23 protein-coding genes, 1 tRNA gene and 2 riboswitches are annotated in these 24,739 nt (G+C 71.4%); of the genes, 15 read left to right on the forward strand and 9 right to left on the reverse strand.

The genetic code is table 11. From position 1 onward, the window contains the following. The first annotated feature begins 3 nt into the window (after window positions 1–3). The 8 genes from IEZ27_RS21460 (at window position 4) to IEZ27_RS21495 (ending at window position 10,226) form a co-directional block, all read left to right on the forward strand. A complete protein-coding gene (locus tag IEZ27_RS21460; protein ID WP_189648878.1) occupies window positions 4–1,347 on the forward strand; it encodes an aldehyde dehydrogenase family protein in 1,344 nt (447 codons plus the stop codon). A gap of 96 nt (window positions 1,348–1,443) precedes the next feature. After that, on the forward strand, window positions 1,444–2,208 hold the full coding sequence (locus tag IEZ27_RS21465; protein WP_189648879.1) for a 3-oxoacyl-ACP reductase: 765 nt from the start codon (window positions 1,444–1,446) through the stop codon (window positions 2,206–2,208). After that, window positions 2,205–2,894, forward strand: coding sequence for a gamma-glutamyl-gamma-aminobutyrate hydrolase family protein (locus IEZ27_RS21470; RefSeq protein WP_189648880.1), 690 nt, complete (start codon window positions 2,205–2,207; stop codon window positions 2,892–2,894). The genes IEZ27_RS21465 and IEZ27_RS21470 overlap by 4 nt, the downstream gene beginning before the upstream one ends. Window positions 2,895–3,116: 222 nt before the next feature. Beyond that, window positions 3,117–5,411: a M4 family metallopeptidase gene (locus tag IEZ27_RS21475; protein ID WP_229824189.1), complete on the forward strand. Its 2,295-nt coding sequence runs from the start codon at window positions 3,117–3,119 to the stop codon at window positions 5,409–5,411. A gap of 82 nt (window positions 5,412–5,493) precedes the next feature. Then, complete coding sequence (locus IEZ27_RS21480; protein WP_189649073.1) at window positions 5,494–6,864, forward strand: M28 family peptidase; 1,371 nt, start codon at window positions 5,494–5,496, stop codon at window positions 6,862–6,864. 202 nt (window positions 6,865–7,066) lie between these two features. Next, window positions 7,067–7,164: riboswitch (glycine riboswitch) on the forward strand. 20 nt (window positions 7,165–7,184) lie between these two features. After that, window positions 7,185–7,284, forward strand: a riboswitch (glycine riboswitch). A gap of 34 nt (window positions 7,285–7,318) precedes the next feature. Next, window positions 7,319–8,404 carry a glycine cleavage system aminomethyltransferase GcvT gene (gene gcvT / locus IEZ27_RS21485; protein ID WP_189648882.1) on the forward strand — a complete coding sequence of 362 codons (1,086 nt, stop codon included), beginning with the start codon at window positions 7,319–7,321 and terminating at the stop codon, window positions 8,402–8,404. Further along, window positions 8,401–8,790 carry a glycine cleavage system protein GcvH gene (gene gcvH, locus IEZ27_RS21490; protein ID WP_125631520.1) on the forward strand — a complete coding sequence of 130 codons (390 nt, stop codon included), beginning with the start codon at window positions 8,401–8,403 and terminating at the stop codon, window positions 8,788–8,790. Before gcvT ends, gcvH begins: the two co-directional genes overlap by 4 nt. Window positions 8,791–8,849: 59 nt before the next feature. Further along, on the forward strand, window positions 8,850–10,226 hold the full coding sequence (locus IEZ27_RS21495; protein WP_125631522.1) for an L-serine ammonia-lyase: 1,377 nt from the start codon (window positions 8,850–8,852) through the stop codon (window positions 10,224–10,226). A gap of 46 nt (window positions 10,227–10,272) precedes the next feature. Here IEZ27_RS21495 and IEZ27_RS21500 read toward each other — a convergent pair whose 3' ends face one another. From IEZ27_RS21500 to IEZ27_RS21510, 3 genes are all read right to left on the reverse strand, one after another. Continuing rightward, window positions 10,273–10,416 (reverse strand): hypothetical protein, encoded by a 144-nt coding sequence (locus IEZ27_RS21500; protein WP_189648883.1) that lies wholly within the window; start codon window positions 10,414–10,416, stop codon window positions 10,273–10,275. Between the two features lie 230 nt (window positions 10,417–10,646). Further along, window positions 10,647–11,162 carry a hypothetical protein gene (locus IEZ27_RS21505; RefSeq protein WP_229824190.1) on the reverse strand — a complete coding sequence of 172 codons (516 nt, stop codon included), beginning with the start codon at window positions 11,160–11,162 and terminating at the stop codon, window positions 10,647–10,649. After that, complete coding sequence (locus IEZ27_RS21510) at window positions 11,159–11,737, reverse strand: DUF6286 domain-containing protein (protein WP_189648885.1); 579 nt, start codon at window positions 11,735–11,737, stop codon at window positions 11,159–11,161. The genes IEZ27_RS21505 and IEZ27_RS21510 overlap by 4 nt, the downstream gene beginning before the upstream one ends. A 155-nt stretch (window positions 11,738–11,892) precedes the next feature. Between IEZ27_RS21510 and IEZ27_RS21515 the strand changes: the two genes are divergently transcribed. Beyond that, window positions 11,893–13,086, forward strand: a complete 1,194-nt coding sequence (locus tag IEZ27_RS21515) for an amino acid deaminase/aldolase (RefSeq protein WP_189648886.1) — start codon at window positions 11,893–11,895, stop codon at window positions 13,084–13,086. 19 nt (window positions 13,087–13,105) lie between these two features. Here the strand turns inward: IEZ27_RS21515 and IEZ27_RS21520 are convergent, their stop codons facing one another. After that, window positions 13,106–13,438: a DUF3618 domain-containing protein gene (locus IEZ27_RS21520; protein WP_189648887.1), complete on the reverse strand. Its 333-nt coding sequence runs from the start codon at window positions 13,436–13,438 to the stop codon at window positions 13,106–13,108. A gap of 152 nt (window positions 13,439–13,590) precedes the next feature. Between IEZ27_RS21520 and bcp the strand changes: the two genes are divergently transcribed. From bcp to IEZ27_RS21550, 6 genes are all read left to right on the forward strand, one after another. Beyond that, window positions 13,591–14,064, forward strand: a complete 474-nt coding sequence (gene bcp / locus IEZ27_RS21525; protein WP_189648888.1) for a thioredoxin-dependent thiol peroxidase — start codon at window positions 13,591–13,593, stop codon at window positions 14,062–14,064. Between the two features lie 84 nt (window positions 14,065–14,148). Further along, window positions 14,149–14,231 (forward strand) — tRNA-Leu (locus IEZ27_RS21530). A 399-nt stretch (window positions 14,232–14,630) separates the two neighbouring features. Continuing rightward, entirely contained in the window at window positions 14,631–15,800 is a 1,170-nt protein-coding gene (locus IEZ27_RS21535) for a sensor histidine kinase (RefSeq protein WP_189648889.1), read from the forward strand. Then, window positions 15,800–16,450, forward strand: a complete 651-nt coding sequence (locus IEZ27_RS21540) for a response regulator transcription factor (protein WP_189648890.1) — start codon at window positions 15,800–15,802, stop codon at window positions 16,448–16,450. The genes IEZ27_RS21535 and IEZ27_RS21540 overlap by 1 nt, the downstream gene beginning before the upstream one ends. A 107-nt stretch (window positions 16,451–16,557) precedes the next feature. After that, window positions 16,558–17,310, forward strand: a complete 753-nt coding sequence (locus IEZ27_RS21545) for an ABC transporter ATP-binding protein (protein WP_229824191.1) — start codon at window positions 16,558–16,560, stop codon at window positions 17,308–17,310. Between the two features lies 1 nt (window position 17,311). Then, entirely contained in the window at window positions 17,312–19,801 is a 2,490-nt protein-coding gene (locus tag IEZ27_RS21550; RefSeq protein ID WP_189648892.1) for an ABC transporter permease, read from the forward strand. A 175-nt stretch (window positions 19,802–19,976) separates the two neighbouring features. Here IEZ27_RS21550 and IEZ27_RS21555 read toward each other — a convergent pair whose 3' ends face one another. The 5 genes from IEZ27_RS21555 to rph form a co-directional block, all read right to left on the reverse strand. Beyond that, entirely contained in the window at window positions 19,977–20,240 is a 264-nt protein-coding gene (locus IEZ27_RS21555; protein ID WP_229824242.1) for a hypothetical protein, read from the reverse strand. A gap of 2 nt (window positions 20,241–20,242) precedes the next feature. After that, a complete protein-coding gene (locus tag IEZ27_RS54050; protein WP_229824192.1) occupies window positions 20,243–21,592 on the reverse strand; it encodes a toxin glutamine deamidase domain-containing protein in 1,350 nt (449 codons plus the stop codon). Window positions 21,593–21,710: 118 nt separating this feature from the next. After that, window positions 21,711–23,321 (reverse strand): molybdopterin-dependent oxidoreductase, encoded by a 1,611-nt coding sequence (locus IEZ27_RS21565; RefSeq protein ID WP_229824193.1) that lies wholly within the window; start codon window positions 23,319–23,321, stop codon window positions 21,711–21,713. 46 nt (window positions 23,322–23,367) lie between these two features. After that, the gene (gene rdgB, locus IEZ27_RS21570) at window positions 23,368–23,958 is read right to left on the reverse strand and encodes an RdgB/HAM1 family non-canonical purine NTP pyrophosphatase (RefSeq protein ID WP_189648893.1); all 591 of its coding nucleotides are present in this window, start codon (window positions 23,956–23,958) and stop codon (window positions 23,368–23,370) included. After that, window positions 23,955–24,674, reverse strand: a complete 720-nt coding sequence (rph, locus tag IEZ27_RS21575) for a ribonuclease PH (protein ID WP_125631546.1) — start codon at window positions 24,672–24,674, stop codon at window positions 23,955–23,957. The genes rdgB and rph overlap by 4 nt, the downstream gene beginning before the upstream one ends. Window positions 24,675–24,739 lie beyond the last annotated feature (65 nt).

Genomic DNA, 24,739 nt, shown 5'->3' on the forward strand with positions numbered 1-24,739 from the left:
GGAATGAAGATCGTTAATCCGGCCACGGAAGAGGTCGTCGCCGAGGTCGAGATGGCCGACGCGGCGGAGGTCGACCGGGCGGTGGAGCGGGCCGCGAAGGCGTACCGGAGCTGGCGGGAGGTGGCGCCGGGCGACCGGGCGCGGCTGCTGCGCCGGTTCGCCGACCTGGTGGACGCCCACGGCGAGGAGCTGGCCCGACTGGAGCTGGACAACGCCGGGCACCCGATCGGCAACGCGCGCTGGGCCGCCGGGGCCGTCCGCGACGTGCTGCACTTCTACGCCGCCGCCCCCGAGCGCAACCACGGCAAGCAGATCCCGGTGCCCGGCGGCGTGGACATCACCTTCCAGGAGCCGCTGGGCGTGGTGGGCGTCATCGTGCCGTGGAACTTCCCGATGCTGATCATGTCGTGGGGCGTGGCCCCCGCGCTGGCGGCGGGCAACACGGTGATCGTCAAGCCGGCGGAGTGGACCCCGCTCACGGCGTTGAGGCTGGCCGAGCTGGCCCTCGCGGCGGGCCTGCCCGAGGGGGTGCTCCAGGTGCTGCCCGGCGAGGGAGAGGTCGCCGGGGCCCGGCTGGTGGAGCATCCCGGCGTGGCGAAGATCGTGTTCACCGGCTCGACCGAGGTGGGCAAGGAGATCGCCGCGAAGGCGGCGGCGCAGGTCAAGCGGGTGACGCTGGAGCTCGGCGGCAAGTCCGCAAATATCGTCTTCGCCGACTCGGATCTCGAAAAAGCGGCAAAAACCGCTCCTTATGCGGTCTTCGATAACTCCGGTCAGGACTGCTGCGCGCGCTCGCGCATCCTAGTCCAGGCCGAGGCGTACGACGAGTTCCTGGAACGCCTGTCGGCGGCGGTGCGCGGCGTCAAGGTCGGCGACCCGCTCGACGAGTCCACCGAGATGGGCCCGCTGATCAGCGCCGAGCACCTGGAACGGGTCCGGGGCTTCGTCGAGGGCACGCCCTTCCTCCAGGGCGACTGCCCCCAAGGCAAGGGCTACTGGTTCCCGCCGACCGTGCTCACCTCGCAGGTCACCGACCGCGCCTTCACCGAGGAGATCTTCGGTCCCGTCGTGTCGGTGGTCCCGTTCACCGACGAGGCGGAGGCCGTACGCATCGCCAACGACACCCCGTACGGGCTGAGCGGGTCCATCTGGACCCGCGACGTCGGGCGGGCGCTGCGCGTGGCCCGCGCGGTGGAGTCGGGCGCCCTGTCGGTGAACTCGCACTCCTCGGTGCGCTACTGGACCCCGTTCGGCGGCTTCAAGCAGTCCGGACTCGGCCGCGAGCTCGGCCCCGACGCCCTGACGGCCTTCACCGAGACCAAGAACGTCTTCATCTCATGGGAGTGAACCTGACGCAGTGAGCGGAGTGAAGGGCTGAGGAACGAAGCACTTCGCGAAGCGAATGAGGAAGGTGAACGACCGATCGGACAGGGAGTGAACACAGTGCAGCGTTTGCAGGACCGTGTGGCCGTCATCACCGGCGCGGGCAGCGGCATCGGGCTGGCCACGGCCCGCCGGTTCGCGCAGGAGGGCGCGAAGGTCGTCTGCGTGGACATCGACGAGGAGGCGGGCGGCAAGGCCGCGACCGAGGTCGGCGGCCTCTTCGTCAAGGCCGACGTGACCGTCGAGGACGACGTCGTCCGGATGTTCGCCACGGCCCACGAGACCTACGGCAGCGTGGACATCGCCTTCAACAACGCCGGCATCTCCCCGCCCGACGACGACTCGATCCTGGAGACCGGCATCGACGCCTGGCGCCGCGTCCAGGAAGTGAACCTGACCAGCGTCTACCTGTGCTGCAAGCACGCCATCCCGTACATGCGGCGGCAGGGCAAGGGCTCGATCGTCAACACCGCCTCGTTCGTGGCGGTGATGGGGTCGGCCACGTCGCAGATCTCGTACACGGCCTCCAAGGGCGGGGTGCTGGCGATGTCGCGCGAGCTGGGCGTGCAGTTCGCCCGCGAGGGCATCCGGGTCAACGCGCTGTGCCCGGGGCCGGTGAACACGCCGCTGCTGCAGGAGTTGTTCGCCAAGGACCCCGAGCGGGCCCAGCGGCGTCTGGTGCACATCCCGGTGGGCCGCTTCGCCGAGGCGTCGGAGATCGCCGCCGCGGTGGCGTTCCTGGCCAGCGACGACGCCTCGTTCATCACGGGGGCGGAGTTCCTGGTGGACGGCGGCATCTCCGGCGCGTACGTGACGCCGCTGTGACCCGTCCGGTCATCGGGATCACGACGTACGTGGAGCCCGCCCGGTTCACCGTGTGGGACCTGCCCGTCGCGCTCCTGCCGTACATGTACGTCGAGAAGATCGTCCAGGCCGGCGGGCAGCCCGTGTTGCTGCCGCCGGCCGGCGACCCCGCCCTGGTCGTGGGGCGCCTCGACGGTCTCGTCCTGGCCGGCGGCGGCGACGTCGACCCGGCCAGGTACGCCCAGGCGCCACACGAGCGCACCGGTTACGTCCGGGAGTTCCGGGACGCGGCCGAGTTCGCCCTCCTCGCGGCGGCCCTGGAGGCGGGGCTGCCGTTCCTGGGTGTGTGCCGCGGCCTCCAGGTGCTCAACGTCCTGCTCGGCGGCAGCCTGCACCAGCACCTGCCCGACGTGGTGGGACACACGGGCCACGCCCCCGAGCCCGGCGCGTTCGGCCACCTGCCGGTCACGCCCGTCCCCGGCAGCCGCCTGGCCAAGGCGCTCGGCACGGACGCGGTGACCGTCCCGCACTATCACCACCAGGCGATCGACCGGCTCGCTCCCGGGCTCGCGGTGACCGCCACGGCCGCCGACGGCACGATCGAGGCGGTGGAACTGGACGGCGGGGGGTTCGCGGCGGCGGTCCAGTGGCACCCGGAGGCGGGCGACGGAGTGGCGCTCTTCGAGGCGCTCACGGCGGCCTGCTGAGACCGTTACTGGAAAGCTTCTTTACCTTTTCTGCGCCCAAAAATCGCATGAAAGGCCAGTTCAGGGGGCCATACCACGGCGTTATAGGAACTTTGTTGGGTACCGGCTCCCGCCATCCCGGTGTCACCCTGTGTTCATCCCCAGCCGGCCGGGGCTCTTCCACTCCACACCCCCCTGAGGAGCCAGAGAGTGAACCCCAAACTCAGGTTGGGGGCTGCCGCAATGCTCGCGCTAGCCCTGACCACCAGCTCGCTGGTGGGCGCCACGAGCGCCACAGCCCAAGCGTCGCAGGTGGCCGATCCTCCCAGCCCCGACGACCGCAGGAACGCGATCGCGACCGCACACAGCGCGATCCTGGCCGACTCGGCGGCACTGCTGGCCTCCGAGCAGGACACGTTCACGCTGACGTCGACTGTCGGAGGCGTCCGCGGCCTGCAGTACCTGACCTACGCCCGTACGTACGCGGGCCTGCCCGTATACGGCGGTGACGTGGTCGTCGCCACGGACGCCTCCGGCGCGGTGGTCGACAACGTCGCCACCGGACAGCGCACCAAGATCGGGATCAGCACCAAGGCGAAGGTGACCGCGGCCGCCGCGGGAGTGACGGCCAGGGCCAAGGTGGCCCGGGTCGAGACCGTCGCCACGCCGGTGCTGTCCGTCCACGCCGCCACGACCACGCCGCGGCTGGCCTGGGAGGTCCTGGTCACCGGCGCCACCGCGACCGGTCACGAGACCAAGCTCCACGTCTACGTGGACGCCCTCACCGGCAAGGTCATCGACTCCTGGGACGAGGTGCGCGACGGCACCGGCAACAGCTACTACGTCGGCACCGTCACCATCGACACCAGCCCCTCGTACACGATGCGCGACCCCCGCAGAAGCGGCGTCGCGTGCGGCGGCCAGAACGGCTCGCCGTACACGAAGACCACCGACACCTGGGGCAACGGCTCGGGCACGAACCTGGAGACCGCCTGCGTCGACGCGCTCTACGCCGCGCAGCGGGAATGGGACATGCTGAGCGCCTGGCTCGGCCGCAGCGGCATCAACGGCCAGGGCGGCGGTTACCCGGCCCGCGTCGGCCTGGCCGACGTCAACGCCTACTGGAACGGCCAGTACGGCTCCTTCGGCCACAACTCCGCCAACTCCCAGCAGCTCACGTCGATGGACGTCGTCGGCCACGAGTTCGGCCACGGCATCTTCCAGTTCACCAGCGGCGGCTCGGGCAGCGGCAACGAGGCCGGCGGCATGAACGAGTCCACCGGCGACATCTTCGGCGCGCTCACCGAGGCGTACGCCAACAACCCCAACGACCCGCCGGACTACCTGGTCGGCGAAGAGGTCAACCTCTCCGGGTCCGGGCCGATCCGCAACATGTACAACCCGGGGGCCCTGAGCCACCCCAACTGCTACAGCACCGCCATCCCGAACACCGAGGTGCACGCGGCGGCCGGCCCGCAGAACCACTGGTTCTACCTCGTGGCCGAGGGCACCAACCCCTCGGGCAAGCCCGCGAGCACCCGCTGCGACAACGGCGCCGCGATCACCGGCATCGGCATCCGCAAGGCCGGTGAGGTCTTCATGTCCACGCTGAACTCGAAGACGCAGCCGTGGACGCACGCCAAGGCCAGGGTCGCGAGCCTCCAGGCGGCCAAGACCCTGTACCCGGGCAGCTGCACCGAGTTCAACGTGGTCAAGAACGCCTGGGACGGCGTCAGCGTACGGGCCCAGTCCGGCGAGCCGACCTGCACCCAGGGCAGCAACGACTTCTCGGTCACCCTGAACCCCGCCTCCGGCAGCGTCACTCCGGGCCAGAGCACCACGACCACGGTCAGCACCACCGTGACCAGCGGTTCGGCGCAGTCGATCACCTTGCGGACCGGCACCCTGCCGGCCGGCGTGACCGCCTCGTTCAGCCCGGCCACGATCACCGCGGGGCAGAGCTCCACGCTGACGATCAACACCTCGGCGAGCAGCCCGCAGGGCGGCAACCCGATCGCGATCACGGCCGACGGCGCCGACGTCGACCGGCAGGCCACCTACAACCTGCAGATCGGGCAGAGCTCGCCGAACGACTACGCGTTCGCCGTGACCCCGTCGTCGGCCTCGGTCCAGGCCGGTCAGTCGGCCAGCGCCACGGTCAACACGCAGGTCACCGCCGGCCAGGCGCAGAGCATCGCCCTGTCGGCGAGCAACGTGCCCTCGGGCGTGACGGTCAGCTTCAGCCCGTCCACGATCACCGCCGGGCAGTCGTCCACGGTGACGTTCGCGACCACGAGCGGCGTGACGCCGAGCACGTACACGATCAGCCTGAACGCCGACGGCGCGAGCGCCGACCACTCGACCTCGTTCAGCCTGACGGTGGGCGGCGGCCAGGGCACCACGTGGCAGACCTACACGGCCTACACGGCCGGGCAGACCGTCACGTACCAGGGCACCAGCTACCGATGCCTGCAGTCTCACACGAGCCTGCCGGGCTGGGAGCCGCCCAACGTGCCCGCCCTCTGGCAGCCGGTCTGACCAGCACGACCTGGGCGGCCACGCCGGGGTGGCCGCCCAACCCCCTTGGAGCCCCCTTGAGGAGCCACAGAACGTGAACGCCATGCTCAGGCTGGGCGCCGCGGCCACCGCCGCGTTGGCCCTGACCCTCACCACGCCGGCCGGACCGGCCGGCGCAGCCGCCGATCCCGCGCCCGACATCCCCGTCTCGAACGTGACGGCGCATCTGAGCCAGTTGCAGTCCATCGCCACGAGCAACGGCGGCAACCGCGCCTCGGGCAGGCCGGGCTTCAACGCCTCGCTCAACTACATCAAGGGCAAGCTCGACGCCGCCGGGTTCACCACCCGGGTGCAGAGCTTCAGCGGCGGCAGCAACCTGATCGCCGACTGGCCGGGCGGCCCGGCGAACCAGACCGTGATGCTCGGCGCCCACCTCGACAGCGTCGCGGCCGGCCCCGGCATCAACGACAACGGCTCCGGCTCGGCCGCGCTCCTGGAGAACGCCCTCACCCTCGCCGCCCGCAAGCCCACCCTCACCAAGCACGTGCGGTTCGGCTGGTGGGGCGCCGAAGAAGCGGGCATGGTCGGGTCCAGGTACTACGTGCAGAACGGCGGCGCCAGCGGCGTCGAGGTGTACCTGAACTTCGACATGATCGCCTCGACCAACGCCGGCTACTTCGTCTACGACGACGACGCGACCCTTCAGCGGACCTTCAGCGACTACTTCGCCACCATCGGCCTTCAGACCGAGGGTGACAGGGAGGGCGACGGCCGCAGCGACCACGCCTCGTTCAAGAGCGCGGGCGTACGGGTCGGCGGCCTGGCCACGGGGGCCGGGGCGGTCAAGAGCTCGGCACAGGCCGCCAAGTGGGGCGGCACGGCCGGGGCCGCCTTCGACCGTTGTTATCACAGCGCGTGCGACAGCTACCCGAGCGCCATCAACACCACGGCGCTGGACCGGAACAGCGACGCCATCGCGTACGCCATATGGAAGCTCGCCGTGGGCGGCACGCCCGCGGAGAACGACTACTCGATCTCGGTGACCCCGTCCTCGGCGTCGGTCCAGGCCGGCCAGTCGGCTACCGCGGCGGTCAGTACCCAGGTCACGTCCGGCCAGGCGCAGAGCATCGCGCTCTCCGCCGGAAACGTGCCGAGCGGGGTCACCGTCTCCTTCAACCCGTCCACGATCCAGGCGGGGCAATCGTCCACCGTCACGGTCGCCACCACCAGCGGCGCCGCGGCGGGGACGTACACCATAGGGCTCAACGGCGACGGGGCGACGGCGGACCACTCCGCCTCCTTCACCCTGACCGTCGGAGGGGACGGCCAGGGCACCACCTGGACCGCCTACAAGGCCTACGCGGCCGGTGACGTCGTCACCTACCAGGGGTCCAGCTACCGCTGCCTCCAGGCGCACACCAGCCTGCCCGGCTGGGAACCGCCCAACGTGCCCGCCCTCTGGGGCCGGGCCTGATCTCACCGCGCGCCGGTCCCGACCGGCCCGCGTACCGGCTGCCGCGTGCGAGCTGACCTGCCATGACCGGCTCGCGCGCGGCCACCAACGCGGCCGCGGCCCCGCCTCTCCGGGGCCGCGGCCGCTTTTCGCTGCGTGCGGTGTACGGGATCGAAGCGCGACAACACCCCCATGTCGGCACTAGGCTGACGGACATCACCGGCGAAACCGTGCGGGAGAGCACCCTGACAGCCGGTCAGGGTCCCTGAAGGAGCAAGCCCTCCCCGCGAACCTCTCAAGGCAAAGGACCGCGCGGCAGCCCTGTAAGGCGTTCTTACGGGGAGGTGACCTCTGGAAAGCAGGCCCGAGCGGCCTCGCCGAAGGTGAAAGTCCGGCAAAACTCGGGCGAAGCTCTCAGGCATCCATGACAGAGGGGGAGGATGCTGGCATCCGATCCTGTCCTGAGGTGCGACAAATGTCCCGACCTACGCCGCTACGAGACGTCCACGAGGCCCTAGGCGCCACGCTGACCGACTTCGCCGGGTGGCTCATGCCGCTCCGGTACGGCAGCGAGTCGGCGGAGCACAAAGCCGTCCGCGAGGCGGCCGGGCTGTTCGACCTCTCGCACATGGGCGAGATCTTCCTGACCGGGCCGCAGGCCGCCGAGGCGCTGGACTACGCGCTGGTCGGCCACCTGTCGGCGCTCGCGCCCGGCCGCGCCAGGTACACGATGATCGTGGACGAGCGCGGTGGCGTGCTCGACGACCTCATCGTCTACCGGCTGGCCGACGAGGAGTTCATGGTGGTCGCCAACGCCTCGAACGCCGAAAAAGTCGCGGATGAGCTGAAAAATCGTACTAAGTCGTATGACACGGTGGTCGACGACCGCTCCCAGCAGTACGCCCTGATCGCGATCCAGGGCCCGCGGGCCCAGGAGATCCTTTCCACGCTCACCGACGCCGACCTCGCCGGCCTCAAGTACTACGCGGGCCTGCCCGGCGTGGTCGACGGCCGCCAGGCGCTCATCGCCCGCACCGGTTACACCGGCGAGGACGGCTTCGAGCTGTTCGTCGCCAACCAGGACGCCGTGCCGCTCTGGCACGCCCTGGAGGCGGCGGGCGAGCCGCACGGGATCAAGGCCGCGGGCCTGTCCAGCCGCGACACCCTCAGGCTGGAGGCCGGCATGCCGCTCTACGGCAACGAGCTGAGCTCGGACCTGACCCCGTTCGACGCGGGGCTGGGCAGAGTGGTGAAATTCGACAAGCCCGGTGACTTCGTCGGCAGGGCGGCGCTGGAGGCGGTCAAGGACGACCCGCCCCGCCGCCGCCTGGTCGGCCTGGTCGCCAAGGGCCGCCGGGTGCCGCGCCACGGCTACCCGGTCACCCGAGACGGCGCCGTCGTCGGCGAGGTCACCAGCGGTGCGCCCTCCCAGACCCTGGGCAAGCCCATCGCGATGGCCTACGTCGACGCCGGAGCAGACGAAGGTCTGGCCGTGGACATCCGGGGCAGCCAAGAACCTATGGACCTGGTCGAGCTGCCCTTCTACAGGAGGAACAAGTGAGCAACATCCCTGACGACCTGAACTACACCAAGGAACACGAGTGGGTGTCGGGTGTGGACGACGGCATCACCGTGACCGTCGGCATCACGGCCTTCGCCGCCGAAGCCCTTGGTGACGTCGTCTTCGTACAGCTCCCCGAGGTCGGTGCGACCGTCGAGGCGGGCGACTCGGTCGGCGAGGTCGAGTCCACCAAGTCGGTGAGCGAGATCTACTCGCCGGTCGGCGGCGAGATCGTCGAGGTGAACCAGGCCATCGTGGACGATCCGTCGCTGGCCAACAGCGAGCCGTACGGCGACGGCTGGATGTTCCGCGTCCGCATGGAGGGCGACCCGGAGGACCTGCTGTCCGCCGAGGAGTACGCCGCGCTCACCTCAGGCGAGTCCTGACCCAACCGCCGGGGCCCGTGTCGGGCCCCGGCACATCCTGAACTGAAGGGCGCCCATCAATGGCGATCAGCGTCTTCGACCTCTTCAAGATCGGCATCGGACCGTCCAGCTCCCACACCGGCGGCCCGATGGCCGCCGCGCACAAGTTCGCCCGCGGTCTGCACGACGACGGCCTGCTCCCCCGTGCGGCCCGGGTCGAAGTCATCCTGTACGGCTCGCTCGGCCTGACCGGCAAGGGCCACGGCAGCGACAAGGCGGTCCTGCTCGGCCTGTCCGGTGAGAAGCCCGAGCTGGTCGACGTCGACTCCATCGACGCCCGCCTGGCCGAGATGCGCGCCTCGGGCACGGTCAAGCTGTTCGGCAGCCACGAGATCCCGTTCGTCGTCGGCCAGGACCTCGTCTTCGAACGCAAGATCTCCCTGCCTGAGCACCCCAACGGCATGCGCTTCACCGCCTACGACGAGCAGGGCGACACCCTGCGCGAGAAGGTCTACTTCTCGGTCGGCGGCGGCTTCGTCGTGGACGAGAAGGCCACCGGCGCCGACCGCATCAAGCCCGACGACACCGTCCTGCCCTACCCGTTCGCCTCGGGCGAGGAGCTGCTCAAGCACTGCTCGAACACCGGCCTGTCGATCTCCGCCCTCATGCTGGAGAACGAGAAGGCGTTCGGCCGTACCGAGGAGGAGATCCGCTCCGGCATCCTCAACCTCTGGCGCGTGATGTCCGACTGCGTACGGCGCGGCATCACCAAGGAGGGCGTGCTGCCCGGCGGCCTGAAGGTCAAGCGCCGGGCCAACCAGCTCCACCGGCGCCTCCAGGCAGAGTCGGCCGAGAAGGACCCGCTCCAGGCGATGGACTGGGTGGCGCTGTTCGCCCTGGCCGTCAACGAGGAGAACGCCGCGGGCGGCCGTATCGTCACCGCCCCCACCAACGGCGCCGCCGGCATCATCCCGGCCGTGCTGACGTACTACACCAAGTTCGTCCCGCACGCCGACGACGAGGGCGTGGTGCGCTTCCTCCTCACCGCCGCCGCGATCGGCGTGCTGTTCAAGGAGAACGCCTCCATCTCCGGCGCCGAGGTCGGCTGCCAGGGCGAGGTTGGCTCGGCCTGCTCGATGGCCTCGGCCGGCCTCACCGAGGTCATGGGCGGCACCCCCGAGCAGGTGGAGAACGCCGCCGAGATCGGCATCGAGCACAACCTCGGGCTGACCTGCGACCCGATCGGCGGCCTGGTGCAGATCCCGTGCATCGAGCGGAACGCCGTGGCCTCCAACAAGGCCATCACGGCCGCCAGGATCGCCCTGCGCGGCGACGGCCGCCACTACGTGGCCCTGGACAAGGCCATCAAGACCATGCGCGACACCGGCCGCGACATGCTGGACAAGTACAAGGAGACCTCGCGGGGCGGCCTGGCCGTCAACGTGATCGAGTGCTGAACCGCGAGGACCCCTCCTTCACGGGAGGGGTCCTCGCGGCCGGGTCTCAGTGCCGGCAGACGATCGTGGTGGTGTGACTGTTCACGCAGATCAGGCCGAACTCGGGATTCAGCGCCTGCAGCAGCAGGCCGGCCAGGTGATCCCCGACGCAGTGGGTCTGCCCGTCGTCCCCCGTCCGGCACGGGAACAACGGGATGCCGCCGTCCGGCGCCGCCTGGGCGGCGGGCGTGGCGAGGGCGATGGTGAGGGCGGCGGCGGCGAACGCGCCGATGATGCGGTGAATGACGACCTCCCGATCGGATTCGACGACGAAGGCGCGGACTGCGCCTTCTCCCTTCGGATGACGGCTGAGCTGGGGGTGACGGCCGAACTGGGGGTGACGGCCGAACTGGGGGTGACGGCTGAGCTGGAGGTGACGGGTCAGCGGCGTTCGGCCCGTTGGCGGCGTACGTGGACGCGGACGACCGCGGGCGTCTCGTCGTCGCGTACCTCGCGGCGGACGCGGCCCACGATGTCCTGGTCCAGCTTGCTCACCACCGCGCCGACGTCGGCGTCGGACGGGCAGGTCAGGTGGACACGCAGGCCGTTGTCGGCGACCCGTACGCTGGCCCTGCCGAGCCCGTCCACGCCCTTGAGGCCGACGCACAACATGGCCGTACCGGTGCCGTTGGCCACGCCCCGGCGGCCCCAGCCGACGCTGAGCAGCAACCAGCGCAGGGCCAGCATGGACAGGATCAGCAGCGCGAAGGCCAGCAGCCACAGCGTCCAGGGATCCTCGGCCAGCGTACGGGCGAGCTCGGCGGGCAGAACCTTGGCGTTGCGCGGCAGGTCGAAGAGCCGGCCCTGACCGCGCAGCCAGGCGTAACCGCCCGCGCCGAGCAGGGTGAGACCGACCAGGGCCAGGCCGACGCGATTGCCCGCGTACTGCCGCATCACACGCCCTTCCTGCGCAGCCGGACGACGACCTCGCCGGTGCCGAGCGTGCCGACTCCGGCCAGCCGGTCGCCGACCGCCGTGCCGACCTGCCTGAGCATGGTGCCCGAGCTCTCCGGCCCGGTCACGACGGTGACCTCGATGGTGCGCCGGCGCAGCCGTACGCGGGCCCGGTCCACCCCGCTCACCTGCTGGGCGGCCGACCGCAGGGTCCGGCGCAGCCCGGCGCGGGTGATGCCGATGACGATCAGGGGGTCGGAGGTCTCGACCGGGACCGTACGGGAACGTCCCGGCACGATCGCGAGCAGCAGCATCAGCATCCCGGCCCCGGCGGTGAACAGGGCGGCGGAGGTGACCTGCGGCCATGTCCGCGCGCCGGCCAGCTCGATCGCCTCGTTCAGCGGGACCCAGCCGAGCGGCTTGCCGAGCAGCGACGTCACCACCTCGGCGGTCGTCGCGCCGAGCCCGGCGGCCAGGGCGAGGGCGACGAGGGCGCCGGGGAGCGTACGGGCCGGTCTGAGCGCCCTCCTCGCCCTGCGCAGACCGGTGTGCTGAGCGGTGATGGCTGCGGGCACCATCTGCTGAAGCGTGGTCATCACAACGACAGACGTACATGGGTCCTCAGGGCCCGCGACCGCGCCCTCGCCGCCGATTTGCCCGATCATTACGGGCGCACCAAGGAATGTGAACCTCCCTCATATTCATTCGCCCCATATGCCGTTACCCTGCTGGTATGGAAGACCGCCAGCGCTACGACCGCGCCACCGTGGCGCTTGAACCGCCCTTCGCGATCCTCGACCTGGCGGCCATGCGGGCCAACGCGGCCGACCTGGTACGCCGAGCCGCGGGCAAGCCCATCCGGGTGGCGAGCAAGTCCGTACGCAGCCGCGCGGTCCTCGAACGCATCCTCGCCATGGACGGCTTCCGCGGCATCCTGGCCTTCACCCTCCCCGAGGCCCTGTGGCTGGCCGCCGAGGGCTTCAGCGACATCCTGGTGGCCTACCCGACGGCCGACCGGCACGCGCTGGCCGAGCTGGCCGCCGACCCGCGGGCCGCCGAGCGGATCGCGATCACCGTCGATTCCCGCGAGCAGCTCGACTTCATCGAGAAGGCCGTGTCGGGCGTGCACCCGCGAGCCGAGCTGCGGCTCTCCCTCGACCTGGACGCCGGTTACGTCACCCTCGGCGGGAAGTTCCGGGCCGGCGCGCTCCGCTCCCCCGTACGCGAGCCCGAGCAGGCCGCCGACCTGGCCACGGCCGTCGGCAAGCGCCCCGGCCTCCGCTTGGTGGGCCTGATGGCGTACGAGGCGCAGATCGCGGGGGTCGGCGATGACCCGCCCGGCAACGCGGCCTTCGCCCGGGTCGTCCGGATCATGCAGGCCCGGTCGGCCAGGGAGCTGATCGTCCGCCGCGGGCGCATAGTGAACGCCGTACGCCAGGTCGCCGACCTGGAGTTCGTCAACGGCGGCGGCACCGGCTCGATCGAGACGACCGTCAGGGAGAAGGCGATCACGGAGGTCGCCGCCGGCTCGGGCTTCTTCCACCCGCGGCTGTTCGACTTCTACCGGCGCTTCAGCGGGCGCCCGGCGGCCCTGTTCGCGCTGCCGGTCGTCCGCCGTCCCGGGCCGGACACGGTGACGGTGCTGGGCGGCGGCTACCTCGCCTCGGGCCCGCCCGGACCGAGCCGCCTGCCGCAGCCCTACCTGCCCGCCGGCCTGCGGTACGCGCAGGACGAGGGCGCCGGCGAGGTGCAGACCCCGCTGCTCGGCCAGGCGGCCCAGGATCTACGGGTCGGGGACCGGGTGTGGTTCAGGCACGCCAAGGCGGGCGAGATGTGCGAGCGCTTCGACACCCTCCACCTCGTGGACGGCGACGCCGTGGCCGAGTCGGTGCCCACGTACCGGGGCGAGGGCAGGACGTTCCTCTGACCCCGCCCCCAGCACGTGCTCAGCGCCGGCGACGCCGGCGCCGGAACAGGACGATCGCGGCGCCGACGACCAGCACCGCGCCGACGCCGATGAGCACCGGCGCCAGGTTGGGCTGCTCGTCCTCCCACACCCCTTCGGGCTTGTCGCCGTAGTCGACCGGGCGGGCGGTCACCCCGAGGGCGTCCCCCACGGACGCCACAAAGTGGCCCGCCCTGCTCTTGACATCGGCGACCGTACGCTCGGCGACCCGTTTGGGGCTCACCCGGTCGGCGATGGCGTCGACCGTCTGCGCCAACTCCGCGCGCGTGCGCGCGATCCGCCGCTCCAACTCGTCTGGATCGGTGTCAGCCATGGCTCTCCTTTCGACCGTACGCGTGGTCGCGCCCGCTACGCGGTCCGTCGCGAGCTCCGTCCGTTCTGGTCGTGATCAGTCTGTCAGGTCGTCATGCCGTACGGCACGGCGGCCAGGCCGGTAGGTTTGCCGGGAGAACTCAGGAGGGCCTCATGACAGACACCAAGCTCGCGCCCGGCGACGCCGCGCCCGAGTTCACGCTACCCACCGCCGACGGCGGCACCGTCACCCTCGACGGCCTCCGCGGCAAGAGGGTGATCCTCTATTTCTACCCCGCCGCGATGACGCCGGGCTGCACCAAACAGGCCTGCGACTTCCGCGACAACCTCAGCCAGTTGACGGACGAGGGTTTCGTCGTCCTCGGCGTGTCCAAGGACAAGCCCGAGAAGCTGGCCAAGTTCGTCGCCCGCGACGCCCTGACCTTCCCGCTGCTGTCCGACCCCGAGCTGACCGTCCACCAGGCGTACGGCGCCTACGGCCCGAAGAAGCTCTACGGGAAGGAGATGATCGGCGTGATCCGCTCGACGTTCGTGATCGACGCCGACGGGAAGATCGAGCAGGCGCTCTACAACGTGAAGGCCACCGGACACGTGGCCTCGCTCAAGAAGAAGCTCGGCCTGGCCTGAGCCCCGGCCCGCGGTCTCCCGGAAAGGCTGCTGCCCGGCCTCGGCCGGAGCGCTAAACTGTCCCCAGCCCGCCTCGGCGGGACCGCGGGCGTGGCGAAATGGCATACGCGGCAGGTTTAGGTCCTGTTGGTGGAGACACTGTGGGGGTTCGAGTCCCCCCGCCCGCACACGCTCCCGCGCCGGCTCATGATCAGCCGCGCGGGGCGAAGCACAGTGAGAGCGCGTGCCGCCGGCTCGCCGACGACCAGCCCTATCGGAGCGGTCGCGAAGGTTCTCGAAGAGCCCGGGCGGCGTATCTGGTGGGGGCCGTCGCCGAGGTTTCCCTAGGGGAGCTGCTCGGTGTCGCGCGGTCCGGGGGTCGGGTCGCGCGGTGCTTCCTCTTCACCGCGCGACCCGGCGTCGCGATCATGATCCGCCATCACGATCTCCCTTTACTCGCCCGCGAGGGGCGCTCCCATGAACCACAATGCCGTGTCCGCCGTAAGACCCATGTAAGACCTGGGTCGTACGCGCACTTCCCCCTCTAGGCGGACAAACCCCCGGCGTGGCTTACATATCGTGAGGATGTGTTCGGCAGGGTACGGGCGTGGTCGAGGCGCCATGGCGGGCTGGTGAGCGTCCTGCGGGTCGCCCCACTCGCCCTCTTCAGCTTGCTCCTGGCGATTCCCTACGCCTCGCTGAATCCCCCCGAGGGCAGCAGGTACCTGGGCGTGGCTGGCTACGTCGCGCTCTCCGTGCTCCTGCTGCTGCCGCTGCTGTGGCGGAGCAGGCCGCTGGCGGCGTACGCGGTGGTCTCGCTGGTCTCCTTCGGCCAGTGGCTGGCGCACGTCGATCCGATGCCGGCCAACCTCGCGGTCATGGTCGCGCTGTGGACGGTCGCCTCCGAGTGCGCGTTCCGGTGGGCGCTGGCGGCGGGACTGGTGGCCGAGCTGGGGATCTTCCTGGCGCTGGTGAACTGGTCCGTCGCCACCTTCGGCATGTTCTTCAGCGGCTCGATCTTCGTCGTCACCATCTGGCTCGCCGGCCTGTACGCCAACACCCGCAGGCGCTACCTGGAAGGTCTGGAGGAACGCGCCGAGCGGGCCGAACGCGAACGGGACCAGCAGGCCAGGATGGCCGCGGCCGCCGAACGCACCAGGATCGCCAGGGAGCTGCACGACGTGGTGGCCCACAATGTCAGCGTGATGGTCGTCCAGGCCGACGGCGCGGGCTTCGCCCTCGACAGCGACCCCGAACAGGCCCGGCTGGCCGTACGGAACATCTCCAAGACCGGACGGGCCGCGCTCGCCGAGATGCGCAGGATGGTCGGCGTGCTGCGCGAGAGCGAGGACGACGACACCGACTACACCCCGCAACCCGGCCTGGGCCAGCTCGAAGAGCTGGTACGCGGCGCCGGCGTGCCCACGAGCCTGCGGATCGGCGGGATGCCCGGCGAGCTGCCCGAAGGGCAGCAGCTCGCGGTCTACCGCATCGTCCAGGAGGCCCTGACGAACGCGCTCAAACACGGCGGCCCCGACGTCCGGGCGCTCGTCGAGATCGACTACGGCGGCCCCGAGCTGGTGGTCCGCGTGACCGACGACGGCAGGGGCGCCGCCGCGCCGCCCAGCCCCGACGGGCACGGCCTGATCGGCATGCGCGAACGCGTCGGCATGTACGGCGGCGCGGTGTCGGCCGGCCCCCGCTCGGGCGGCGGCTTCGAGGTGCTGGCCCGGCTCCCGATGATCAGGGCGGCGTGATGATCAGGGTGATGCTGGTCGACGACCAGGAGCTGCTGCGGGCCGGGTTCAAGATGGTGCTCGGCGCCCAGCCCGACATCGACGTGGTGGCCGAGGCCGGCGACGGCGTCGCGGCCCTGGAGCTGCTGGAGCGCGTCGAGGTGGACGTCGTGCTCATGGACGTGCGCATGCCGCGCATGGACGGCGTCGAGGCGACCAGGCGCATCCACGGGCCGAAGGTGCTGATCCTGACCACGTTCGACCTCGACGAGTACGCCCTGGCCGCGATCAAGGCGGGCGCGGCCGGGTTCCTGCTGAAGGACGTGCCGCCCGCCGACCTGGTCGAGGCGATCAGGCTGGTGCACGCGGGCGACGCCGTGGTCTCGCCGCGTACGCTGCGCAGGATGCTGGACCGGTTCGCCGCCCAGTTGCCCGTGGAGGAGCTGCCCGCGGCGACCGAGCTGACCCCGCGCGAACGTGAGGTGCTGCTCATGGTGGCCCGCGGCCTGTCCAACATGGAGATCGCGAACCGTCTTGAGGTCGCCGAGGCCACCGTGAAGACGCATCTGGGCCGGGTGCTGGCCAAGCTGGGGCTGCGCGACCGGGCCCAGGTGGTCGTGTACGCGTACGAGGCGGGGATGGTCGTGCCCTCGCATCGGCCGAAAGGTTGACGGGGGTCGTCTGAGGTCCTACACGAAGTCCCTCCTCAGGGCCCACAAGTCCTGAACTTTCCACTCCTAGCGTTGGTCGCGACGAAATATTGCGACAAGGAGTGAAAGTGACCCTCACCGATTCCCGGCGCGCGGCCCCGCCCGCGGTGGTGGCCAAGGCCCTGACCAAGGTGTACGGCCAGGGCGACGCCGAGGTCCACGCCCTTCGCGGCGTGGACGTGGCGTTCGCGACCGGCGCCTTCACCGCGATCATGGGCCCTTCCGGCTCCGGCAAGTCGACGCTCATGCACTGCCTGGCCGGTCTCGACACCGCCACCTCGGGCACCGTGCACATCGGCGACGTGGAGCTGACCGGGCTGGCCGACCGGCAGCTCACGCTGCTGCGCCGGGAGCGGATCGGCTTCATCTTCCAGGCGTTCAACCTGCTGCCCACGCTGACCGCCGAGCAGAACATCAGGCTGCCCCTGGACATCGCCGCCCGGCAGGCGGACGAGGAGCTGTTCGCCCGGGTCATCGACACCGTGGGGCTGCGCGACCGGCTCGGGCACCGGCCGACGCAGTTGTCGGGCGGCCAGCAGCAGCGCGTGGCCGTGGCCAGGGCGCTGATCAGCAAGCCGCAGGTGATCTTCGCCGACGAGCCCACGGGCAACCTGGACTCGCGCAGCGGCTCGGAGATCCTGTCCTTCCTGCGCACCTCGGTCCGCGAGCTGAACCAGACCATCGTCATGGTCACGCACGACCCGGTCGCGGCGGCGTACGCCGACCGGGTGGTGTTCCTGCGTGACGGCGAGCTGGTCACCGAGGTCAGCGCGCCGACGCCGCAGGCCGTCCTGGACACGCTCATGAAGCTGGAGGGCTGAGGTGCTGAAGACGGCGCTGGCCGGGCTGCGGGCGCACACGCTCAGGCTGCTGCTCACCTCGCTGGCGATCACGCTGGGGGTGGGCTTCATCGCGGGCACGTTCGTGCTGAACGACACCATCCAGGCGGGCTTCTCCCAGCGCGTCACCGCCGACGCGGACAAGGTGGACGTGGCCGTCCTGCCCAAGGAGCGCGACGGCGTGCTGCCGGAGAAGGTGCTCGAACGGGTCCGCGCCCTCGCTGGCGTGACCGAGGCGCAGGGCCTGATCCGCGACCCCGCACCGCTGCTCGGCAAGGACGGCAGGGCGGTCGGCGGCAGCCCGACCACGGCCGTCTCCATCGTCCCCGGCCCGCTGGACCGTACCTCGATCGTCTCGGGCGCCGGGCCCGGCACCGACGACCAGGCGGCCGTGCTGGACAAGAACACCGCGAAGTCGCAGGGCCTGCGGCTCGGCGACACGATCACCGTGCTCGACCGCAAGCAGGCCCGGCACGAGTTCAGGCTGGTCGGCCTGCTCGACCCCGGTGTGGACCAGGAGTTGTCCTTCACCGGCGCGGTCGGCTTCACCTCGGCCACCGCGCAGCGCATGACCGGCGCGAAGGGCTACCGCGAGATCGACGTCGCCGGCTCGGCCCCCGGGCTGAAGCAGGCCGTCGCGGCGGCGGTCGGCGGCGCGTACGAGGTCAAGACCGGCGCCGAGCTGGCCGACGACCTGGCGGCCTCGGCGGGGCTGTCGATGCGTACGCTGACGATCGGCCTGCTGCTGTTCGGGGCCGTGGCGATGATGGTGGCCGCGCTGGTCATCTACAACACCTTCACCATCCTCGTCGCGCAGCGCACGCGGGAGATGGCGTTGCTGCGCTGCATCGGCGCGACGCGCGGGCAGGTGTTCGGCTCGATCGTGCTGGAGTCCTTCGCGGTCGGCCTGCTCGCCTCCGCGCTCGGCCTGCTCGCCGGGTACGGGCTGGCGGTGCTCGCGCTGACGCTGCTGGCCGCGTTCGACGCCCCCATGCCGACGGACGCGGCGGTCGCGCTCACGCCGAGCACCATCGGGATCGGCCTGGCCGTCGGCCTGGCCGTCACCCTGTTCGCGGCCCTGCTGCCCGCGCGCGCGGCCACCCGCGTGCCGCCGGTCGCGGCGCTGCGCGCCCAGCCGGAGGAGCAGGACTTCCGCACCGGCCTGCTGCGTTGGCTGTTCGCCGGACTGTTCCTGCTGGCCGGAGCCGGTACGACCGCGTTCGGCGTGGCGAAGCTGCCGCCGGGCGAGCCGAGCACGCTGTTCGTCGTGATGGCCGGGGGCGCGCTGGTCTTCCTGGCCGTGCTGATCCTCGGGCCGGTGCTGGTCAAGCCGCTGAGCGCGCTGGTGGGCTGGATCCCGGCCAAGCTGTTCGGCGTGCCGGGACGCCTGGCGCTGGACAACTCGGCCCGCAACCCCCGCCGCGCCGCGACCACCACGGTCGCGCTCACCATCGGCGTCACGCTGATGACGCTGATCTCGGTGCTCAGCGCCTCCACCCGGCTGACCGTGTGGAACAAGCTGGACGAGCAGTTCCCGGTCGACTACATGCTGGCCGGACAGGTACGGGAGACCGGCGTCCCCCGGTCGGTGGCCGAGAAGCTGCGCGGGCGGCCCGAGCTGGCCTCGGTGCTGCAGATCCGCGAGACGCCGGGCAAGGTGGGCGAGCGCAGGTTCGACATCGGCACCTACCACGGGCCCCTCACCTCCGAGGTGGCCTCCGGCTCGATGGCGGGCCTGGCCGACGGGCAGGTCGCGCTGCTCGACTACGCGGCCTCCGCCCTGGGTGTCAAGGTCGGCGACACGGTCACGGTCCGGACCCAGCGGGCCGGGGCCGTACCGCTGAAGGTGGTCGCCGTCCTCGTCGGGACGAACTCCGCGCTGCCCGCCCTCACCGTCGCCGAGCGGCCGTTCGACACCTACTACGACCGGGTGCCGGACTCCCGCGTGATGATCAACATCCGCGACGGGGTGGCGGCCGAGCAGGCGCGCCGGGTGGTCAACGCCGCGATCGCGGCCTATCCCACCGTCCAGATGTCGAGCTCGACCGAGGTACGCGGGCAGTTCGACGAGACCCTGGACATGCTGCTCATGATCGTCACGGGACTGCTCGGGCTGGCGATCCTGATCTCGCTGCTCGGCATCGCCAACACCCTGTCGTTGTCCGTCCACGAACGCACCAGGGAGTCGGCGCTGTTGCGGGCGCTCGGGCTGACCCGGCCGCAGCTCCGGCGCATGCTCTCGGTCGAGGCGCTGGTGCTCGGGCTGATCGGGGCGCTGGTCGGGGTGGCGCTCGGCGCCGTGTTCGGCTGGGCGGCGGTACGGGCCATGCTGCCCGGGGCGGTCTTCTCCGCGCCGGTCGGGCAGATCGTGCTGTTCGTGGTGTTGTCCGGGCTGGCGGGCGTGCTGGCGGCCGTGGTGCCGGCGCGGCGGGCGGCCAGGGCGTCCATCGTGGGCTCGCTGGCGACGGGCTGATCCCGATAAAACCGAATAAAAGCGAAAAATCGGGATAGAGGGTACGAGCAAGAGGCTGCGCGGCCTCGTGGGACGGTGTCACGGGGGACGCCGAGGCCGCGCGGCCATGTTCATGTCCGCAGGCCGGGCGCCCTACGGGGGCGGCGCCCGGCGCGGGGTCGGCGCGGGGCCGGGGTCAGCGAGGGGTGCGGCCCGGCCAGAGTTCGGCGACGGTCTCCGGGTCGAGCAGAGGACGGACGACGACCTCGCCGGACGCCTTGTCGATCACGAGGCAGGCCCCTCCGACCGTGTCCGGCAACGTGGTGGGATCGTCGGGGTCGAGCTCCCGGATCCAGGCGACATATCCGTCATGGAAGCCGTACAGACCCACCGAGAGCGGGTCGTCCGGCGGGCGGGTCCCGTTGAAGTACTCCTCCGCCAGCGCCCTGGCCTGGTCCATGTTCACCGCGGCCGCCCCTGCCGGTCGAGGATCATGCAGAACACCCCGGTCACCGTCGCGTACGGCGGCTCGACCGACATGTGCCCGCGCTGGGCGTCGATCCAGATGACCTCGCTGCCGGAGTTGACCGCGTTCCAGACGTGCGAGCCGCCGCCCGGCCAGCGCACCACGATGACGGCGCTCGCGCCGTGCCCGGCCTCCAGCAGCCGCCGGGCCACCATGGGGTAGGCGTGCCGGCCCTGGCCCGCGTACTGGAAACGCTGGCCGGTCCACCGTTCGATCCTGGCCGCGCCGCCCTGCTCGCCGGTGAGCAGCGGACGGCCGATGCGGTCGTACTCGGGGAGGCGGGGGGCGGCGGTGGCGGGCTCGCCGTGCCAGGTGGACAACACGGCCAGGGCGCAGTCGGCGGCGTTGGAGGCCCGGAAGGGGTCGTCCGCCGGGCCGCCGCCGTTGATCAGCCTGACCCAGGTGCCGCGCGGGTCGGGGAACCTCGTGCCGGGCTCCAGCGCCTGGGCCAGGTCCTGCTCGACCTGCGGGTCCGGTTGCGCCAGCCCGCCCGGCAGCCCGTACGGACGGCACTCGGTCAGCCTCGGCGGCCTGCGCTCGCGTTCGAACCAGTCTCCGTCGGAGCCGTTCCTGCCCCGGTCGACCCGGACATCGAGCGGATGCCGCCCGTTCCCCGGGACGGGTCCGCCCCCTCGCACCTCCCCCAGCTCCAGCCGGCGCATCCCCCGCACCGCCGCCCCGAATCCCTGCGTGGGAGGGGTTCTGACGGGGGTGGTGCCGGGCTCCGGCGGGGTGCTCGTGGCTGTGTCGTGCCCGTTCGGGCCGCCGGAGTGCCAGATCCACGATTCGGGGTTCGCCGCGGGAGCCGGGGGTGTGCTCGGCTCGGTGGCGGACATGACGGCGGACGCGGTGGCGCCGTCCGGACCGTCCTCCTCGGCGGGGGCGGACGTCGGATGAGCCCCGCCCGGCGTCGCCGACCCGCCGCTCTCCCGGTCGCCCGCATGGGGACCCGTCAGTACGGCCCCCGAAGAAGTGGCGAGCCCCGTCAGGACGTCCAGGGCGGCGGCCAGGGCGTTCGGGGTGTCGCCATGGGAGGCGGGCGGGCCCTGCGCGGGAGGACGGGACGTCGGGGCCTCCGGGGGCCCGTGACCCGAGGGAGCGGCGCAGGGCGTTAAAGGGGCCGAGCCCTCACGGGAGGAAGGGGCCTCCGTCGTGGCGGGAACGTCGCCGGGGGCGTCCTCGGCGGCGCGTTCGTAGTCCAGCCACCGGACCCCCTCCCCCACCACCGGGTTGTACTGCCCCTCCGGAAGGACCCACCGGACGCTCGACTCACGCTCGCGGAACACGTCCTGCCTCCTGTCCTACTCGACGACCGATCGTAGGGCCGCTGTCAGGCCACGGAGGGGGAAGTCAGGAAGATTGTCGGTCAGGGCCACCGGCCTTACCTGCGCAAACGCCAGCGAATCAGGCCACCTGCACCGTGATCGTGGGCCAGCCGCTGGCGCCGTCGGGCGCGGGCGGCGCCTGCCGCTCGGTCTGGGTACGCCCGGCCGCGTCGGTCGCCCGCGCCTCGATCGTGTGCGCCCCCGGCGTGGCGTCCCAGTCGAGCGCCCATTGCCGCCAGGTGTCCGGGCCGGGCACCGCGGCCAGCCGCGCCTGCCGCCACTCGCCGCCGTTGATCCGCACCTCGACGGCGTCCACCCCGGTGTGCTGCGCCCACGCCACCCCGGCGATCGTGACGCGCCCCGCGGCCAGGGAGTCCCCCGCCTTCGGTACGTCGATGCGCGACTCGGTCTTGATCGGCCCCTTGGCGGCCCACCCGCGTGGCGTCCAGTACGCCTCGTCCTGGTCGAACCTGGTCACCTTGACGTCCACCACCCATTTGGTGGCCGACACGTACCCGTACAGGCCGGGCACGACCTGGCGGACGGGGAAGCCGTGCTCGACGGGGAGCGCCTCGCCGTTCATCGCGATCGCGAAGAGCGCGTCACGGCCGTCCATCACCACGTCCACGGGGGTGCCGCAGGTGAAGCCGTCGGACGAGGTGGACAGGAGCATGTCGGCGTCCGGCCGCAGCCCGGCCCGGCGCAGCAGGTCGGGCATGCGTACGCCCAGCCAGCGGGCGTTGCCGACGTACGGGCCGCCCACCTCGTTGGAGACGCAGGTCAGGGTGATGTCGGCCTCGGTGAGTGGCAGGCGGAGCAGTTCCTCGTAGGTGAGCTCGACGGGCCGGTCCACCATGCCGTGGATGCGCAACGTCCAGGTTCGCGGATCCACCTGGGGGACGACGAGCGCCGTATCAACCCTATAGAAGTCCCGATTTTTCGTGATGAAGGGGGAAAGGCCGGGGATGCGGAAGTCCGTTCCGGGCGGGAGGGGTTTGGCGGGCGTCGCGGGCTTGGGCAGCGCCAGGTGCATCCGTGCCTCGTCGAGCGCTCGCCGCCCGCCGAGCTCCCGTCCCAGCGCGGCGGCCGCCCCGGCCACCACCACACCGCCGGCCACCCCCGTGATCAGCCCCCGCCGGTCGAACCCACGCCCCGCGCCCCCGGCCCGCATCACAGGCGGTCGCCCCGCGACCCCCTCGCCCCCCTGCCTGAACGCCGGGACCGTGTCGTGGTCAGGTGCCGGACTCGGGCCGCCGGCGCGCCGGATCAGCCAGGCCAGCGCCGCCGCCCCGCAGACGACCCCCACCACCGTCGGCAACACGTCCGCCGCCCGAGCACCCGGACGGGTGAGCACCGCGACGACCCCCACCACCCCGAACACGGCCAGCCCCGCGAACCCGTACGCGAGCCGCCGCCTGGCCAGCACCCCGATCACGGCCGCGATCCCGGCGAGCACCACCAGGACACCCCCGATGAGAACGGTCTTGTCGTTCTCCCCGAAGGTGTTGATCGCGAAGTCCTTGACCGGCGCCGGCGTCAGGTCGACCGCGGCGTCGCCCACCGCCACCACGGGAAAGGTCGCGGGCCCCGCGAACCCGGCGACGAGCTGCGCGATCCCGAGCGCCAGCGCGCCCGCCGTCAGCCCGGCCAGGGCACCCGCCCAGGCGGGCACCGAATCGTTCTTCTGCACGGTACGACGTTACGTCGCCGACCGCGACGAGGTTCTTACGCGGTGGTTACGAGCCCAGCATGTCGCGCACGATCGGCGCCAGCGCGCGGAAGGCGCGGCCCCGGTGGCTGATGGCGTCCTTCTCGTCGGGGGACAACTCGGCGGTGGTGCGGTGCTGGCCGAGCGGCACCAGGATCGGGTCGTAGCCGAAGCCGTTGGTGCCCCGCGGCGTGGTGACGAGGTGGCCGGGCAGCGTGCCCTCCACCACCCGGTGCTCGCCCGTGGGCAGCGCGAGCGCGGCGGCGCAGGCGAAGTGCGCCGCCAACTTCTCGGCCGGCACGTCGGACACCTGCGCGAGCAGCAGATCGAGGTTGGCCTGGTCGTCGCCGTGGCGCCCCGACCAGCGGGCCGAGAAGACGCCGGGCATGCCGTTGAGCACGTCGACGCAGAGCCCGGAGTCGTCGGCCACGGCGGGCAGCCCCGAGCCCTTGGCGACGGCATGGGCCTTGAGCAGCGCGTTCTCCTCGAAGGTGACGCCGGTCTCGGCGACCTCGCCGATCTCGGGGAACTCCTCCAGCCCGACGATCTCGAACCCGGCGAGGATGCGCCGCAGCTCCGCGATCTTGCCCGGGTTGCGGGTGGCCAGCACGATCCTCATGCGCCCAGCGCCTCCTGCTGGATCAGCTTGAGCTCCTCGCACCCGGCGGCGGCCAGGTCGAGGAGCTGGTCGAGGGCCGCCCGGTCGAAGGGCACGCCCTCGGCGGTGCCCTGCACCTCGACGAAGGAGCCCTCGCCGGTCATCACGACGTTCATGTCGGTCTCGGCGGCGACGTCTTCGGTGTAGCACAGGTCGAGCATGGGCACCGAGCCGACGACCCCGACGGACACGGCCGCGACCGAGCCGATCAGCGGGTCTCCGGGGCACATCTTGCGGGCCTTCATCCACGCGACCGCGTCGGCGAGCGCGACGTACGCGCCGGTGATCGCGGCGGTCCTGGTGCCGCCGTCGGCCTGAAGGACGTCGCAGTCGATCAGAATGGAGTTTTCGCCCAGCGCCTTGTAATCGACGCACGCGCGCAATGATCTTCCGATCAGCCGGGAGATCTCATGGGTGCGCCCGCCGATTTTGCCGCGGACCGATTCACGATCGTTACGGGTATTGGTCGCGCGCGGAAGCATCGCGTATTCGGCCGTAACCCAGCCCTGCCCGCTGCCCCTGCGCCAGCGCGGCACGCTGTCCTGCACCGACGCCGCGCACAACACCCTCGTGCCGCCGAACTCGACCAGCACCGAACCTTCGGCGTGCGCCAGCCATCGCCGGGTGATGGTGATGGGGCGTAGCTGGTCGGGGTTGCGGCCATCCTGTCGGGACATGCAGTTCACCCTATCTCCGCGCCACGACACTCTTGACCAAATGTGTCCGACACATGGATCCTTAC

Origin of the sequence: Nonomuraea spiralis, assembly GCF_014648435.1 — a bacterium.
Classification (GTDB): Bacteria; Actinomycetota; Actinomycetes; order Streptosporangiales; family Streptosporangiaceae; genus Nonomuraea; species Nonomuraea spiralis.

Bases quoted from the DNA above. Each gene is read 5' to 3' on its own strand.
- IEZ27_RS21540 (WP_189648890.1), top strand. From the start codon at position 15,800: ATGATCAGGGTGATGCTGGTCGACGACCAGGAGCTGCTGCGGGCCGGG.
- bcp (WP_189648888.1), top strand. From the start codon at position 13,591: ATGACAGACACCAAGCTCGCGCCCGGCGACGCCGCGCCCGAGTTCACG.
- IEZ27_RS21480 (WP_189649073.1), top strand. From the start codon at position 5,494: ATGCTCAGGCTGGGCGCCGCGGCCACCGCCGCGTTGGCCCTGACCCTC.
- IEZ27_RS21475 (WP_229824189.1), top strand. From the start codon at position 3,117: ATGCTCGCGCTAGCCCTGACCACCAGCTCGCTGGTGGGCGCCACGAGC.
- IEZ27_RS21520 (WP_189648887.1), bottom strand. From the start codon at position 13,438: ATGGCTGACACCGATCCAGACGAGTTGGAGCGGCGGATCGCGCGCACG.
- IEZ27_RS21555 (WP_229824242.1), bottom strand. From the start codon at position 20,240: ATGGACCAGGCCAGGGCGCTGGCGGAGGAGTACTTCAACGGGACCCGC.
- IEZ27_RS21495 (WP_125631522.1), top strand. From the start codon at position 8,850: ATGGCGATCAGCGTCTTCGACCTCTTCAAGATCGGCATCGGACCGTCC.
- IEZ27_RS21460 (WP_189648878.1), top strand. From the start codon at position 4: ATGAAGATCGTTAATCCGGCCACGGAAGAGGTCGTCGCCGAGGTCGAG.
- rph (WP_125631546.1), bottom strand. From the start codon at position 24,674: ATGTCCCGACAGGATGGCCGCAACCCCGACCAGCTACGCCCCATCACC.
- IEZ27_RS21515 (WP_189648886.1), top strand. From the start codon at position 11,893: ATGGAAGACCGCCAGCGCTACGACCGCGCCACCGTGGCGCTTGAACCG.
- IEZ27_RS21510 (WP_189648885.1), bottom strand. From the start codon at position 11,737: ATGGTGCCCGCAGCCATCACCGCTCAGCACACCGGTCTGCGCAGGGCG.
- rdgB (WP_189648893.1), bottom strand. From the start codon at position 23,958: ATGAGGATCGTGCTGGCCACCCGCAACCCGGGCAAGATCGCGGAGCTG.
- gcvT (WP_189648882.1), top strand. From the start codon at position 7,319: ATGTCCCGACCTACGCCGCTACGAGACGTCCACGAGGCCCTAGGCGCC.